15 protein-coding genes are annotated in these 13204 nt (G+C 69.1%); 7 read left to right on the top strand and 8 right to left on the bottom strand.

The window, feature by feature from the left end; genetic code table 11:
• Positions 1-7: 7 nt before the first annotated feature.
• Positions 8-2458, bottom strand: a complete 2451-nt coding sequence (locus LGR69_RS29120) for a bifunctional diguanylate cyclase/phosphodiesterase (RefSeq protein ID WP_230368236.1) — start codon at positions 2456-2458, stop codon at positions 8-10.
• A 478-nt stretch (positions 2459-2936) separates the two neighbouring features.
• On the opposite strand from LGR69_RS29120, the gene LGR69_RS29115 reads away from it, so the two are divergent.
• From LGR69_RS29115 to LGR69_RS29090, 6 genes are all read left to right on the top strand, one after another.
• Positions 2937-3197, top strand: coding sequence for a hypothetical protein (locus LGR69_RS29115; RefSeq protein ID WP_230368235.1), 261 nt, complete (start codon positions 2937-2939; stop codon positions 3195-3197).
• A 229-nt stretch (positions 3198-3426) separates the two neighbouring features.
• Positions 3427-3711: a hypothetical protein gene (locus LGR69_RS29110; RefSeq protein WP_230368234.1), complete on the top strand. Its 285-nt coding sequence runs from the start codon at positions 3427-3429 to the stop codon at positions 3709-3711.
• A gap of 208 nt (positions 3712-3919) precedes the next feature.
• Positions 3920-4207, top strand: a complete 288-nt coding sequence (locus tag LGR69_RS29105; protein ID WP_007567278.1) for a hypothetical protein — start codon at positions 3920-3922, stop codon at positions 4205-4207.
• A gap of 59 nt (positions 4208-4266) precedes the next feature.
• The gene (locus tag LGR69_RS29100; protein ID WP_091864102.1) at positions 4267-4494 is read left to right on the top strand and encodes a hypothetical protein; all 228 of its coding nucleotides are present in this window, start codon (positions 4267-4269) and stop codon (positions 4492-4494) included.
• 202 nt (positions 4495-4696) lie between these two features.
• On the top strand, positions 4697-4858 hold the full coding sequence (locus LGR69_RS29095; protein WP_007567273.1) for a YqaE/Pmp3 family membrane protein: 162 nt from the start codon (positions 4697-4699) through the stop codon (positions 4856-4858).
• A gap of 32 nt (positions 4859-4890) precedes the next feature.
• Positions 4891-5142 (top strand): hypothetical protein, encoded by a 252-nt coding sequence (locus LGR69_RS29090; RefSeq protein WP_007567270.1) that lies wholly within the window; start codon positions 4891-4893, stop codon positions 5140-5142.
• A 126-nt stretch (positions 5143-5268) separates the two neighbouring features.
• Here LGR69_RS29090 and LGR69_RS29085 read toward each other — a convergent pair whose 3' ends face one another.
• From LGR69_RS29085 to LGR69_RS29070, 4 genes are all read right to left on the bottom strand, one after another.
• A complete protein-coding gene (locus tag LGR69_RS29085; RefSeq protein ID WP_007567268.1) occupies positions 5269-5592 on the bottom strand; it encodes a hypothetical protein in 324 nt (107 codons plus the stop codon).
• 262 nt (positions 5593-5854) lie between these two features.
• Positions 5855-6046, bottom strand: coding sequence for a DUF3606 domain-containing protein (locus LGR69_RS29080; protein ID WP_007567267.1), 192 nt, complete (start codon positions 6044-6046; stop codon positions 5855-5857).
• Positions 6047-6130: 84 nt separating this feature from the next.
• The gene (locus LGR69_RS29075; protein WP_007567265.1) at positions 6131-6448 is read right to left on the bottom strand and encodes a GCG_CRPN prefix-to-repeats domain-containing protein; all 318 of its coding nucleotides are present in this window, start codon (positions 6446-6448) and stop codon (positions 6131-6133) included.
• 344 nt (positions 6449-6792) lie between these two features.
• Positions 6793-7053 carry a hypothetical protein gene (locus tag LGR69_RS29070; protein WP_007567262.1) on the bottom strand — a complete coding sequence of 87 codons (261 nt, stop codon included), beginning with the start codon at positions 7051-7053 and terminating at the stop codon, positions 6793-6795.
• A gap of 643 nt (positions 7054-7696) precedes the next feature.
• On the opposite strand from LGR69_RS29070, the gene LGR69_RS29065 reads away from it, so the two are divergent.
• Complete coding sequence (locus LGR69_RS29065; RefSeq protein WP_230368232.1) at positions 7697-9151, top strand: site-specific integrase; 1455 nt, start codon at positions 7697-7699, stop codon at positions 9149-9151.
• A 169-nt stretch (positions 9152-9320) separates the two neighbouring features.
• Here LGR69_RS29065 and LGR69_RS29060 read toward each other — a convergent pair whose 3' ends face one another.
• From LGR69_RS29060 to LGR69_RS29050, 3 genes are read right to left on the bottom strand one after another with little or no spacing between them, the layout of a single operon-like run.
• Positions 9321-11210, bottom strand: a complete 1890-nt coding sequence (locus LGR69_RS29060) for a hypothetical protein (protein WP_230368230.1) — start codon at positions 11208-11210, stop codon at positions 9321-9323.
• Complete coding sequence (locus LGR69_RS29055) at positions 11207-11713, bottom strand: ABC-three component system middle component 2 (RefSeq protein ID WP_230368229.1); 507 nt, start codon at positions 11711-11713, stop codon at positions 11207-11209. Before LGR69_RS29055 ends, LGR69_RS29060 begins: the two co-directional genes overlap by 4 nt.
• Positions 11701-12708 carry an ABC-three component system protein gene (locus tag LGR69_RS29050; protein WP_230368227.1) on the bottom strand — a complete coding sequence of 336 codons (1008 nt, stop codon included), beginning with the start codon at positions 12706-12708 and terminating at the stop codon, positions 11701-11703. Before LGR69_RS29050 ends, LGR69_RS29055 begins: the two co-directional genes overlap by 13 nt.
• Positions 12709-13204: the final 496 nt, after the last annotated feature.

Here is a 13204-nt window from a genome sequence, read left to right as displayed (position 1 = left end):
CGGACGGTCAGGCCCGCGCCCGGGCGCCGTGGAGCCTCTCCTCGGATTCGTCGGGGCAACACAGCATCTCGGCATAGTCGCCGATCGGGCGCGGCTTGCCGAACAGGTAGCCCTGCATCTCCCCGCAGGCCTCGTCCGCCAGGAAGCGCCGCTGCGCGGAGGTCTCCACGCCCTCGGCGACCACGCCCATCCGCAGGCTGCGGCCCAGGCTCAGCACCGCGCGCACGATCACGGCGGCCTGCGGGTCGACCCCGAGCTGCGCCACGAACGAGCGGTCGATCTTCATCTTGTCGAACGGGAAGGCCTGCAGGGTCGCGAGCGACGCGTAGCCGGTGCCGAAATCGTCCATGCTGATCCGGACGCCGAACCCCTTCAGGCGCCGCAGGATGCTGATCGCCCGGGCCATGTCGTTGATGATCACGCTCTCGGTCACCTCCAGCTCGAGCCGGTCCGGCGACAGGCCGGTCTGCGCCAGCACGGCGAGCACGGTCTCGGGCAGGTCCGGCTTCTGGAATTGCCGCGGCGACAGGTTCACGGCCACCTTCAGGGACGGCGCCCAGGTCGCGGCCTCGCGGCAGGCCTCGCGCAGGACCCAATCGCCGAGCGTGATGATCAGCCCGGTCTCCTCGGCCAGGGCGACGAACACGCTGGGCGGGATCTCGCCGCGGACCGGATGGGTCCAGCGCACCAGCGCCTCGAACCCCACCAGCACGCCGGACGCGCCGTCCACCTGCGGCTGGTAGTAGAGGTTCAGGGCATTGTCGGCGAGCGCCTGGCGCAGGTCGCTCTCCAGGACCCGGCGCTCCTCCGCCTCCTCGTCCATGTCGGCCGCGAACACCCGGTAGGTGCCCCGGCCCTCCGCCTTGGCCCGGTAGAGGGCGAGGTCGGCGCGCCGGTACAGGCATTCCGCGCTGGCGCCGTGCTCCGGGGCGAGCGCGATGCCCACGCTCAGGCCGACGCCGATCCGCTGGTCGCCGACCTGGAGCGGCGCGCGGAACAGGCCGGTGAGACGCTCGGCGATCCCGGTCGCCTCGTCGCGCCCGCCGTCGAGCAGGACCGCGAACTCGTCGCCGCCCAGACGCGCCACGACGCCGTCGCCCACCACCGAGCGCAGACGGTCGGCGACGCTGCGCAGCAGGTCGTCGCCGGCCTGATGGCCGAGCGTGTCGTTCACGCCCTTGAAGCCGTCGAGATCGAGATACAGGACGGCGCCGGTGCCGCCCCGGAGCGCGATGTCGGCCAGCCGCCCGTCGAGATATTCGCGGAACAGGCCGCGATTCGGCAGGCCGGTCAGGATGTCGTGGCGGGCGAGCCGCGTCACCTCGGCCTCCGCGGCCTTGCGCTGGGTGATGTCGGTGAAGGTCCGCACGAAGCCGCCATCGGGCAGCGGCACGGTCCGGATCTCGAGCACGAGGCCGTTCGGGCGCACGCGCTCGTGGACATGGGCCTGCTCCAGCCCGCCCCGCTCGATCCAGTCCCGGTACGAGCGGTCGGTCCGGTTGCGCTCGCGGTTCTGCAGCTGATGGCGCAGGACGGATTTGTAGCTGGGGCTGGACCGCATCATCGCGCGGGGCAGGTCGAGGAGCACCAGGGCGCGCTCGTTGCAGACCTGAACCAGGCCGCGTCCATCGACCATGATCAGCCCCTGGTCCATGCTGCCCAGGGTCCTGTCCAGCAGCAGCGTCTTCTCGCGCAGGGCGAGGCCCTGGCGGGCGAGGGCGGCGTTGATCGTGCGCAGGTGATCCAGCATCAGCGCGAGTGCCGCGAAGGCCAGGATCACCGCCATCATCACGGCGATGCCGCCCGCCACGGCGCCGCGGGCGAGGCCGAGATCCGGCATGTCCAGGGCCGGATCCGGGATCGCGCGTGCCGCCGCCATGGCCAGGAAGTGGAGCCCCGCGATGGCGGCCGTCAGGATGGTGGCCGCGGCCATCCGGGTCCGCGCATCGCCGCCGCGGACATGCACCACCAGGGCGGCGCCGGAGAGGCCGCAGCCGATCGCCGTCGCGGCCAGCGCCAGGGCCAGGTCCCAGTCGAACCGTCCGGGCAGGACCACGCCGGCGATGCCGAGGAAGTGCATGCAGGCGATGCCGCCGCCCAGGATCAGGCCGGCCAAAGCCCCGACCCACGGCGTGTCCCGGCGCGCGGCGCGCAGGAGCGTGAAGGCGACCAGGGCCGCCGCGACGGCCACAATCAGCGACAAAGCCGTCGTGGCCATCTCGTAGCCGACGACGATGCCGGGATCGTAGCCGAGCATGCCGATGAAATGGGTGCTCCAGATGCCGGCGCCCGCCGAGAAGGCGGCGGCCAGCAGCCAGGTCGGCGCCCAGGTGCCGCCCTTCCGGACGCGCTGCTCCAGCAGCAGGGCGACGTAGCAGGAGATCCAGCAGACGCAGGCGGCCAGGGGGAGCACCCACGGCGTGTGCTCCTCGGTTAGGCAGGCCAGAGCACGGTACATCGGACGCCTCGCCGGACGGCAACATCACGGCACATTAGTCCGGTGATACTAACCAGAAGTTGCATCGCAGAATAAGATTTCGCCTCTGCGATGCCTGGTCGTCGCGCGACTGCATCCCCGGCGCGCCATGGCGCGTTTCCGGCCCGCGATCAATACAGGGCCGGCGGCGGCACGGTCTTCGCGGGCGCGTCATCGTCCTCGACGCCCGCGCGCGGGCCCGATCACAAGTCACGACCGTGCGAGCGTAGCGGTTACATGCCGCCAGCGCGCCTCGGCCATGCCGGATCGCCAATGCTCCCGGCAGCACAACTGGGCTAGGTAAAGCCTCCTCCCAAGACGACCCCTTCGAGCCCGCTCGGCACCAGCTGCGGCGGGCTCTTTTTCGTTAAGCGTTTCGCCATACGCCAGGCCGGTGTCCGCGATCCGACGCTCCGCCCGCCGCCAACGGATATTTTGACGGCAGCCTGTGACCGCACGCATGAACAGATTCCTGGCGACCGTCGCGACCCTGATCGTGTGCGCGACCCCGGCCCTGGCCGAGAGCGATGAGTCCCGCCTGGGTTGCGACGACCCGCGGACGACGGGCTCGCTGCCGGCGGGAGCGCGCGGTTCGACGGCCCTGGGTCTCGCAACCAGCCGGACCGAGATGACGCCGCCCGAGGAGAGCTGGCAGGAGCAGGCCCAGCGGAACGCCGAGCGCCGCCGGCGGGAGCGGGCCGAGGGCTGCCCGGTCGATTGACAGCCGGCTACGGAGCCTCATCGTCGGCTCAGAGACGGCGGCACGTTGGGTCGGCCAAGTTCGGGAGATTCGGATCCCGAACGAGCCCTGGGAGTGCCTACCACTTAGCGTTGATCCGCCGAGCGATTACCGGCACAGTCGCTCACGACGGGCCGTGGCCGATCCCGGCCCGGCCCGGGCGATCGGCGACGCTTCTTGCCGGGCACCTCAGAACGAAGGGCTCTCCGACATGCGGCTCCTGGCTTTCGGCGCCTTGATGGCCCTTGCAGTCGCGCCGGAGGCACTGGCCCAGGATCCCCGGGACGTCCCGGTCGAGCGCGACCTCCAGCGGATGGACCGGATCGACCGGCGCCTGGGCCGCGACGGCATCCGCCGGGTCGATCCGAACGTGACGCCGGACAATCCCGACGGCGTCGTCGGCTTCGACGGGCCGCCCTTCAACGATGGCGATCGCGGCGTCATCGACGACGGCCCCCTGCCGCCCGGCTCGCCGGCCGATCTCGACGACGATTGAGCGAGCCGCCTCGACGTCCGGGCTGATCCGCCGCCCCCGGGCCGACAGGCGCCGCGGGGTGAGGGCGGTGGGTAGGACGGACATCGATCGCGATCCGTCATGCCGCTCGTCGCTGTCACGCCCCGCTGGGGACGACCCGGTCTCCACTTCGGCGCCGCGCGCTCTAGAACAGGCGCCGACGGCACACGCTCTGAGGAGACGGATGGAGATGGCACAGGATACACCGGACGCCGATCGCGTCGCCCGTGTGATCGCCGAGAACGTCTATGCCGCCTTCTGCCGGCGCGCGACGATGCCCGCCCATCCGCTCGAGGAGCAGACGATCCTGGCGCGGCTCGTCGAGGCGATCCGTCCCCAGATCGGCAGGGGCGCGCCGGGCGCGATCGTCGAGGCCGCCAACGCGGCCTTGTCGGCGTGGGAGCAGCGGGATCCCGATATCCGCGGGCCGCGCGTTGTCGCGGTGAACCCGGTCGACGGTGCGGTCACCCTCGGATAGCGGCCCGCCGCCTCGTGGACGAGGGGCCGGTGCGAAGCGGTTTTGGTTGGGGATGTCGGATGCGCAGGATTCGGTCGAAGTCTGGCGCATCGAAGCGCGCGCTGCCCGAGAGCCTGACACAGCATCTCTCCGATCCGAAGATCCACATCCTCAGGACGCCGGACGGCCGACGCAGGCCCTCGCGCGCGGCGGGGCGCGCGGCGGAGGCGGGCCGGAAGGTTCTGATCTCGCTCGTGACCCTCGCGGTCCTCGTTCTGGCCGGCGGCCACCTCGTCCATGCTTGGTAGGTGACCCCTGGTAGGTGACCCCTGGTAGGTGACCCCTGGTCGGTGACCGGCGCCGCCCGCCCGGGCGGGCTTCCGCGTCGCGATCCGGGCGTGCCCGATATCGGGACGGCCCGGCCCGACCGGCTGCGTCGCGGGCCCGTCCGCCAAGGTCTGGCTGAACGGGACCGGCCGCCTATGTCAGGGGCAAGGAGCCGTTCCAACCATGATCATGATCCTCATCTGCTTCCTCGCGCCATGGCTCGCCATGTTCCTGCGCGGGAAGGTTTTCCAGGGCATCCTCTGCATCATCCTGCACCTGACGATCATCGGCTGGATCCCGGCGACGATCTGGGCCCTGGTCGTCACGCGCAAGGAAGCCGCCTGACACGATCGACCGCCACGCAAGAGGAGGCCCCCATGCCGCCCAAGCTTACGAAGACGATCATCGGGGCGATCATCGCGGTCGCCCTCGCGGCTGCCGTGTCCTACGGCGTCATCAGCCAGCAGACCGCCGACCAGATCCAGACCAAGGCGAACCAGTCCCTGCAGACCGACCAGACCGCACCCGCCCCGGCGCCGCAACAGACCCAGCCACTCCCCCAGGATCCGACCCCGCAGGCACCGGGCGAGCCGAAGCCGGCACCCCAGGCGCCCGCCTCCCGTCCGTAGCGTCCGTCGAGGGGGGGCCAGCCGCCCCAAAGGCCGGGCCATTGTCGCGCCGCGCCGTGGCCTTCCCGGGTCAGGTGGCGCGCCGTCCCGGAAGCCGATCGGTGCGGCACCCGGTGGCAGCACGCCTCACTGGAGCGATCCGGGGCCGGGCGACATGGAGCGTCCGGCCTCGAGCAGGGCGCGGATCTTGGCGGTCGCGTGCGCCAGGATGTCGGGGCGCGCATCGTGGTAGGCGGTCTCCGCGACGAAGCTCTGGAGCGCCTCCTCGATCCTGTCCTCGATCTCGTCCATCACCGTCAGGCCGGGTGGCCCCTCCCGACGCAGATAAGCGTCCGCGAGGGCCAGGTAGGCCGCGCTGGCGAGTAGAAAGGCGACGCCGTTGGCTTCCTGCGCCAGTTCGGAGCCCGGCTCGGGACTGCCGACTTGGTCCTCCGGGAATTCATCGATCATCACATCACGCCCTGCACGTCGCCCGTGCCTGAGCATGTCTCACTTATTGCGGCGCACCCAGCTGCAAAGACTGCGTATCAGCTGGGCCATTCGAACAGTAATACTACTTTTGAGGTAATAATTCTGCGGCGATGCGCCCCCGGGTTGTGCTTGCGACGCGATCGGATCGGTGCCCCGCCCGCGCGGTCGCGACGAGCGGGGCATCGAGCCGAAGCGTTCACCGCCGCGCCGGAAGCCGGCTCAGTGCCGGCGCGGGCCGGCCCTAGACGATGCCGCTGCCGTCGTAGGGCCACGGCCGGTCGAGATGGGCCGCGACCGCGGCCGGCTCATCGCCGACCGCATGCACGGCCGCGGTCACGTCCTCGACCGGCACCTGGAGGCGCCGGGCCCAGTAGGCGGCCGAACTCGGATCCTCGACATTCACGCGCTTGGGCTCTTGGGACAGATCGGACATGGGAACCTCCGGCGGGAGAACCGTCTGGGAGCCCGGCCGGTTCAGAGGCGATGTCGGGCACCGCCGCGCGACGCCCGATGCCGGCTACCAGCCGCCGTAGAAGCGACGCGGGCCGTCGTAGCCCCCGGGGCCGCGCTCGTAGCCGCCGCCATATCCGTATCCGTAACCCGGGCGGCCGCCATAGGGGCCGCGGGGACCGCCATAGCCCCAGCCGCGGTCGTTGGGCCGGCAATGGCCCCACGGATTCGGGTGAAAGCCCGGGCCGCAGCCGCCGGCCACCCGCTCGATCAGCCCGGTGCCGCCGAGGGGGCCGTAGCCGAACGGAGCCGCGTTCGCCGCCGTGGCGGTGCCGAGCCCCGCGGCGAGGATCGCGGCCATCCCGAGCGTCTTGAAGCGCATCATGACACCAACTCCTGAAACCCTCGGCCCGCGCTGGCCGGACCGGATGCCAGGAGGATGCGACCCCGGCCCTGAACCCCTTCCGGCTCGGCCGTTCATCAACCTGATGGTGAACGTGACGCGGCACGATCGCGGTGTGGTTTCGGGCAGCCCATGAAAAAGCGGCGGGGCTCGCACCCCGCCGCAGGTCGATTAGATCGGTCCGCGCGACAGCCCGGGCCGTTCGGCTACAGGCCCAGCAGCATGCTGGCCGAACCGAACAGGGTCATCAGGAGGCCGCCGACGAAGACGCCGATCATCGCGTAGGAGAGGGCCTTGAGGGCCATGGGCACGCGTCGCCTGCCGGATCAGCAGCGATAGCCGCCGGTGGTCTGACCGTATTGTTTCACCGGGCGGGTCTGCTGGTCGGCATTGCCCTCCGCCGCCGAGCTCATCGGGCAGCGGTCGTAGATGGGCGCGTCGTGGACGCCGAGCCCCAGCGCTCCGGTGGTCTCGACGTCATAGGGTGCGAGGCCGGTCCAGCGCGCACCATCTGAGGCCATGGCCGACGAGATCGGAGCGACGCCAAGGACAAAAGCGGTGACGGCGGCAGCGATACGGGTCTTCATGGATAAAACTGAGCTCCTACAAACTACAAGCCGGTCAATCCGGCCGGTTTCTTCTTGTACGAGACCAAGATGGGGTCTCCGCCGCCATCGCGCCGTGCCGCCCCGCACGCGGCGGGACGGATTAAAGCCGGGCGGCATTTGCGTACCTCTGCGCAGGCTTCCCATGCTCCTGCGGGTGGACTGGGCCGATTGCGGGGATCGGCTTAAATCGAGGCCACGAAGCTGGGGCTTCAGCTGCGCCAGAGGCGGCTCTTTCGAGCTTCGTGTATCGAAACAGCGTCGCAGAGCGCCGTGGCCCTCCCGCTGACACAGTCCGCGCTCTATCGGTGCAGTATGAGGCCCGTCCTGCTCCGTCGCCGGTGCGGACAGGGCCGCTTTCGGTGTCCCCGTGCGACACAGCCCGCACGCGCAACTTGCAAGCCGCGCGCCCGCCATCCCAGACAAAGGGAGTGCCGCTCAGCGAAAGCAGTTGGGAATGAAGGCCGATTTCGGCGGCCTACAGCCAGTTGGCGGAGACGGAGGGATTTTCCGAATAGGAACGCTAACCCATTGTTAATCATATAAGTGTTTGCATGCGCTGGCGTTTCCGGGACATGACCCGGGACAAATCGGGGACATATGCGTCCCTTCCAGGGTTCTCCGCGTGCCTCGCAAGCCTCACCCCAAGAACGCCTACCTGGAGATGCACGACGGGTACTATCGGGTGACGATGGGCGTGCCCGCGCCCCTGCGCGGCATGCTCGGCTATCGCCTGAAGCAGTCCCTCGGGACCAAGTCGCTGATCTCGGCGAACGCGCTCAAGGTCCCCATCGTCAAGCTCTTCAAGTCGCGCATCGCGCAGGCCTGGGAAACCGTCGGGGGGAAGAAGCGGTCGGAGCTTCAGGAAGCGGTGGCCTGGGCCAAGGTGATGTCCGAGGCCGGGCCACCCGGCGGCGATGCCCACGACTTCTACGCTGGCCAGCTTCGCGAGCGGGTGGCGGAGATCCGGCAGCGGGGCTCCCGTTGGATCACCGACGTCGACGAGGATGGCGATACCTACGACGTCGAGGTGTACGCGCCCGAGGCCGTCAAGGAGGCCGAGACGTTCTCGTCCGTAGCCCAAGGTTCGGCGACGCCCATCGCGCTGCATCACGCCGCTTACATGAAGACCCTGAAGATCAAGGCACGGTCCCTATCCGACGACACCAGGGCGCTCAGGATCATGCTGGACTGGTGCAACGCGCGCGAGATCCAGCCCTACCTCGAACGGATCGACGTGAAGGTCGCCGTGCGCTTCATGGACGAGTTGCAAGACTTCACCGGGCTGAGTTGGGCCACCGCGACCAAGTACCTGGGGCGGCTCAATCGGTACTGGCTGTACCTGATCAAGCGAACGAACGTCGACCGGAACCCGTTCGAGGGGCTCAACCTGGAGAAGCCCGCGACCGTCCACGGCGAGGAGGAAAGGTCGTTCCACGATGCCGAGGTCCAGACCCTCCTGATGGGCGACCCGGATCCGGGCATGATGGACGTCATGCTCGTCGCGGCGCTGACGGGTGCGAGGCTGGATGCCGTGATCGACCTGCGGGTCGGGGAGTGCGCCGACGGCTGGTTCACCTTCAAGCCCCAGAAGAAGGAGGTCTCGGCGCGCGACGTCCCGATCCATCCGGCGCTACGCGAACTCGTCGCCGCACGCGTGAAGGGCAAGACACCCGAGGACGACCTGTTCCCCGAATGGCCGGCGCCGATGGCGGAGGGGTCGATGCGCGAGAGAAGCGCCTACTTTTCGAAGCGCTTCACGAAGTACCGGAGGGACCTGGGCATCGCCGACGTGGTCGATGGCAAGAGACGGTCCCTCGTGAACTTCCATAGCTTCAGGCGCTGGTTCATCACCAAGGGGGAACGCGCGAACATCAACGGGGACCTGTTGGCCGCCATCGTCGGACACAAGCGTTCGGGGTTGACCCTGGGCCGGTACAGCGAGGGCCCGGAGATGCGGGCCGCCATGAAGGCTGTCGCCAGGATCAAGCTGCCTCCCCTCGATGGAAGCCCGATCATCGAGGCGCAGGCCCTGACGCCACGGAACAGGGTCGTCAGGACCGCCAAGGCCGGTGGCTGATGCCCACGTTGCCGGATCGGGGACGGCTCGTCACCGGGGCAGAGTTGGCGCTCGAAGCCCGGGGGACGCGATAGGGGTAAGCGCGCGGGTGAGGGGGTCTAAATCAAGCGGTAAGACGATGTGCAACGCCTTACCGCTCCGAGGCTGCGCACGCCCCGCCTCGGCGCGCTCATGAACGAGGGGGGGAGCCCTCGAACGGGAGCGGGAAAAGTCCGTACCGGCCCACGCCGGCCTCGCCCGAGAATGCCTGGACGTTGGCCACGCGCTCGATTCCCGCGGGTGGGTCGCTGTTCTCGATGACGAGGAACTGCCCGATCTCGGACAAGCCGGCGAGATGCTCGTAGAACCTGCTGCCGATGCCGGCACCCTTGAGAGCCTCCTCGTCCTCCGACAGGGGCCCGTGCCGGGAACGAAGCGGCTCCCGATAGGTCAGCAGCGGCGTATCTAGGACGACGAACCCGGGGTGCGGCAGCCGCCGCCGATGGCAGAACTGCAGGACGGCGACCTTCATGGCGGCGTGCAGCAGCGCCCTTACGCCCTTGCCGTTATCCGAGCGAGCCTTCCCGTCGAGGCGGATGTCCTGCAGATCGAGGTCGAAGCTCACGGTTGGGTTGCCGGGGAAGCCCCAAGAGCCGAGAACCTCTTGGACCACCTGTGCGTAGGCGTGGGCGGTCGGTCCGTCGAGCCCGACGGCGGCCGCCTCGTTGGCCGGCTTGCGCGCTGCCGGCACGTCGAGGCGGGAACGCTCGACGACGAGGCGGTCGCGCCTGGCGTAGAGGTCGAGAAGCCCGGACACGCGGGCGCGCTCCGCGTTCAGGCCTTCGTAACGCTGCCGGAAGTCCCGCTCCGCCGGACGCGCCTCGTCGAGGCCGGCATCCAGGCCCGCGAGGGCATCGGCCAGCAAGCCGACCCGCCCGCGCAGGCCGGTCGTTTCGGCCCGGAGGGACTGCATGACGCCGGCGAGGTCGGCCCGGTCGCGTTGGATCTTCCTGATCTCCGCCGCCGCCGCCATATGCGAACGACCGATCTCCTCGACGTGCCCGGCATTGACCTGCGCCTCGGGAAGGGCGCCGCAGACGGGGCAATCGCACCCGGCCATCGCCAGCAGCAGGGTGCCACCCTCCTCGACGGCCCTAAGGCGTTCGATGTCGGAGACGTAGACCTGGTCCAGCCTTGCGAAGCGGTCGAGGGTCAGGTCGAGCTCCGCGGCGCGGGTCCGCGTCTCGTCGCGTTCGTCCCGGGTCGCGCGCCGCTCGCGCACGAGCGCATCGAGGCGATCCTGCGCATGACCCAGGTCGTGCCGGAGTGCGGCGATGGAGGCGTCGAGGCGATGCGATTGCTCCTGCAGGTCCCCACGGGACGGTACCGTGTCCCCGAGCTCGCGGTCGATGCCCGCAATCCAGTCGTCGACGAGCTCGATCTTGCCGGCACGCACCGCAGCCTGCGTCTTGGGCGGCAGCGAAGGCGTGACGGCACGGTCGTCGATGCCGGTCAGGAGGAGCTTGAAGACGTTCCGTTCGACGGTCGCGGAGGTGTGCTGTCCCGATGCAAGGACTGGGCTCCGCTCCGAGATGATGGTCTCCTCGGAGGTGAAGAGGTACGGGGCGACGTAGCGGAAGCTGAGGCTGTCCTTCTCCCCGCTCGCGTTCCTGACGACCACGTTGCTCTTGAGGCCGAGCAGGTCGAGCAGGAACATCGAGAGGTTGTCGTCGGACTTTGGGTCGTGGACGTCGCCGAGCGGCCTTCCGACGTCGGAAGGCGCTGTGACGAGCCCGGGGTGCAGCAGGAACCCGTGCCCTTTCACTGAACGGCTCAGGGTGACCTCCGCACCGCCCGGGAGCCGCAGGCCGAGCCACGCGGTGTCGTAGGGCGCCGCCTCGTCGATGGACGGCAAAGGCTTCGAGGCGCCGAACATGAAGTTCAGGCCCTTGAGCGCGAACGACTTGCCCGTGTTGGAGGCGCCGTAGAGGATGTTCAGCCCGTCCTCGAACGCGAGCCCGGCACCGACGGCGGCGGGGCCCGTGAACGCCAGATGGCGCAGGGTCAGCAGGCCGGTCACGGACGTTCGTCCTCGCCCGACCTGAACTGCACCGCCCAGAGGCCGACATGCCGATCCACCACCGCGGCGATTTCCGCTGCGCTCATGCCGGCGAAGATCTCGGCCAGCCAGCGTGCGCGGTCCTTAAGGCGCACCGTATACGGGGCCTGCAGCGCGTCGAGGAAGCTCGGGGCGTCGTCGCTCGCGGCATACCGGATGCCGTCCTTCTCGTGGCGTACGTCGACGAGATGCACCCGATGCATCAGCAGTAGGCTCTCCTCGACGACGTTCCTGCGGACCGTCAGGCCGTCGTGCCGCCCTGGCAGCGGCGGATGAAGGCTTTCCGGCCCCTCAGTTCCGTCGCCCCCCTCAATGTCGGCGGTGTTGACGACGAGGTGGTCGTACCAGGTCATCTCGGTCAGGTCGCAGGCGCGCGGGTGCATCGCCTCCAGCACCACGAGCGCGCGCAAGCCGGTCTCAAGCGGGCTATCGAAGGGGTCGGCGGCAGGTTTCAGATGCCCCACGGAAGGCGGTCCTCGTTGGCGAAGCGGTGGCAGGTACCCTGTTTCACCTGAGGGCTGGCGTGGTCCTTAAGGGGACCGGTCAGGATCAGGGTCGGGGCGAGCCTCATGACGGCGTTGACCTGTTCGAGGACATCCGGGTGCCGGTCGTCCCGGTGCGTGTCGACGATGCCATGGTAGATTTCCTCGTCGAAAGCGACGAGGACCTCCTTGAAGACGCGGCGCCTGTAGTGGCGCCCGAACGCCATCGCATGGAAGTAGCGCACGCGCTGGTCGCGCATCTGCACGCCCCAACGCGGGTGCGCAAGAATGTCGCCCGTCGTCGCGGCCGGCAAGCCGGCGCGCCCACCGTACGCCGCGGCGAGTTGCCCAAGGTAGGAGGACTCCTCGGCGGCGATCTCGATAGGGATCTCGGTCGGCTCCGGAGGCGGTCCGGGATCGGCCCCGAAGAAGTGCACCAACACGGGATGGATATCGGGCTGGGTCACTAGCTTGGGGCCGTCCAGGGCCGAGATACCCGCGAAGTCGAACGCGTCGACAACGGCCCGGATCTCGGGGGACAGCGGTACGGCTTTGCGCTGTACCAGCCGGGCCCGGCATGTCGCGTCCCAGGAGTCGGCGACGGTCCGACGGAACCTCTCCGGCTGCCGGATGAGGTCGGCCAATGCGCGGTTGATCCCCCCCGGGGCGACGAGGACGTACCGCGTGGGGAGCGTGAAGTCTCCCCTGGCCACGTGCATGAAGATCTTGCCGAGCTCCAGCACGGCCTCTGGGACCGAGAGGCTTCTGCGGAGCTGCTTGCACTGGTAGTTGTGCCACGACCCCTCGTAGCCCTGGTCGGTCTCGAAACCCACGACGTCACGGCCTCCATCCCCGGAGGCAGCGCAGATGTCCCAATCGACGTACTCGCCACTTCGGATCGACAGCCATGAGGCCACGAACCGCTCTAGCTGTTCCGGCGGCATGGTCAGGAGGCGGGGGACGTAGTCGCTGAGCATCGCGGTCGGCCCGGTACGGGAATCGGGTCGATCTTGCCCTTCGAACCGAAGCCCCGGAAGGCTATGGGACTTGGACCGGAACGATTGCGGATGGCCGTTGCCCATCGGCACCGTGAAGCTTGTGCGAGAGGTCTCCGCAGGCTGTGGCGCCACGGCGGGCGCTCGCCCGCACCAGGGTAAGCCGATGCTCGCCCGCTTACCAGCCCGAACCCTCACGCCTGCCCTGAGCTCTCCTCCCTTCGGCCGCGGCCGCGCCTGATCAGCTCGTAGCGCCCATCTCCCACGGGCCGGATGTACTTGTTGTATTGGTTGCGGACCTGGAGCTTGTCCGCGACCACGCCGGGCGTCATCCGTTCGAAGTTCCGTTCCGAGAAGTGGAGCGTGTCCTTCGTGGCCGTGGCAAGGAGTTCCTCCGCGGTGTGTCAAACAGCGTTGAACATTGACCCTGGATCGGCGTCGAATTTTGACCCCCTGGATGGGTATGGCGGGACGCCCC

Origin of the sequence: Methylobacterium brachiatum (genome assembly GCF_020523825.1) — a bacterium.
Lineage (GTDB): Bacteria > Pseudomonadota > Alphaproteobacteria > Rhizobiales > Beijerinckiaceae > Methylobacterium > Methylobacterium brachiatum.
The sequence above is the reverse complement of the archived record's forward strand: the minus strand, read 5'-3'. Positions and strand labels throughout refer to the sequence as shown.

Excerpts from the sequence above, each read along its gene's own strand:
- LGR69_RS29120 (WP_230368236.1), bottom strand. The coding sequence starts at position 2,458 with ATGTACCGTGCTCTGGCCTGCCTAACCGAGGAGCACACGCCGTGGGTG.
- LGR69_RS29115 (WP_230368235.1), top strand. The coding sequence starts at position 2,937 with ATGAACAGATTCCTGGCGACCGTCGCGACCCTGATCGTGTGCGCGACC.
- LGR69_RS29110 (WP_230368234.1), top strand. The coding sequence starts at position 3,427 with ATGCGGCTCCTGGCTTTCGGCGCCTTGATGGCCCTTGCAGTCGCGCCG.
- LGR69_RS29105 (WP_007567278.1), top strand. The coding sequence starts at position 3,920 with ATGGCACAGGATACACCGGACGCCGATCGCGTCGCCCGTGTGATCGCC.
- LGR69_RS29100 (WP_091864102.1), top strand. The coding sequence starts at position 4,267 with ATGCGCAGGATTCGGTCGAAGTCTGGCGCATCGAAGCGCGCGCTGCCC.
- LGR69_RS29095 (WP_007567273.1), top strand. The coding sequence starts at position 4,697 with ATGATCATGATCCTCATCTGCTTCCTCGCGCCATGGCTCGCCATGTTC.
- LGR69_RS29090 (WP_007567270.1), top strand. The coding sequence starts at position 4,891 with ATGCCGCCCAAGCTTACGAAGACGATCATCGGGGCGATCATCGCGGTC.
- LGR69_RS29085 (WP_007567268.1), bottom strand. The coding sequence starts at position 5,592 with ATGATCGATGAATTCCCGGAGGACCAAGTCGGCAGTCCCGAGCCGGGC.
- LGR69_RS29080 (WP_007567267.1), bottom strand. The coding sequence starts at position 6,046 with ATGTCCGATCTGTCCCAAGAGCCCAAGCGCGTGAATGTCGAGGATCCG.
- LGR69_RS29075 (WP_007567265.1), bottom strand. The coding sequence starts at position 6,448 with ATGATGCGCTTCAAGACGCTCGGGATGGCCGCGATCCTCGCCGCGGGG.
- LGR69_RS29070 (WP_007567262.1), bottom strand. The coding sequence starts at position 7,053 with ATGAAGACCCGTATCGCTGCCGCCGTCACCGCTTTTGTCCTTGGCGTC.
- LGR69_RS29050 (WP_230368227.1), bottom strand. The coding sequence starts at position 12,708 with ATGCTCAGCGACTACGTCCCCCGCCTCCTGACCATGCCGCCGGAACAG.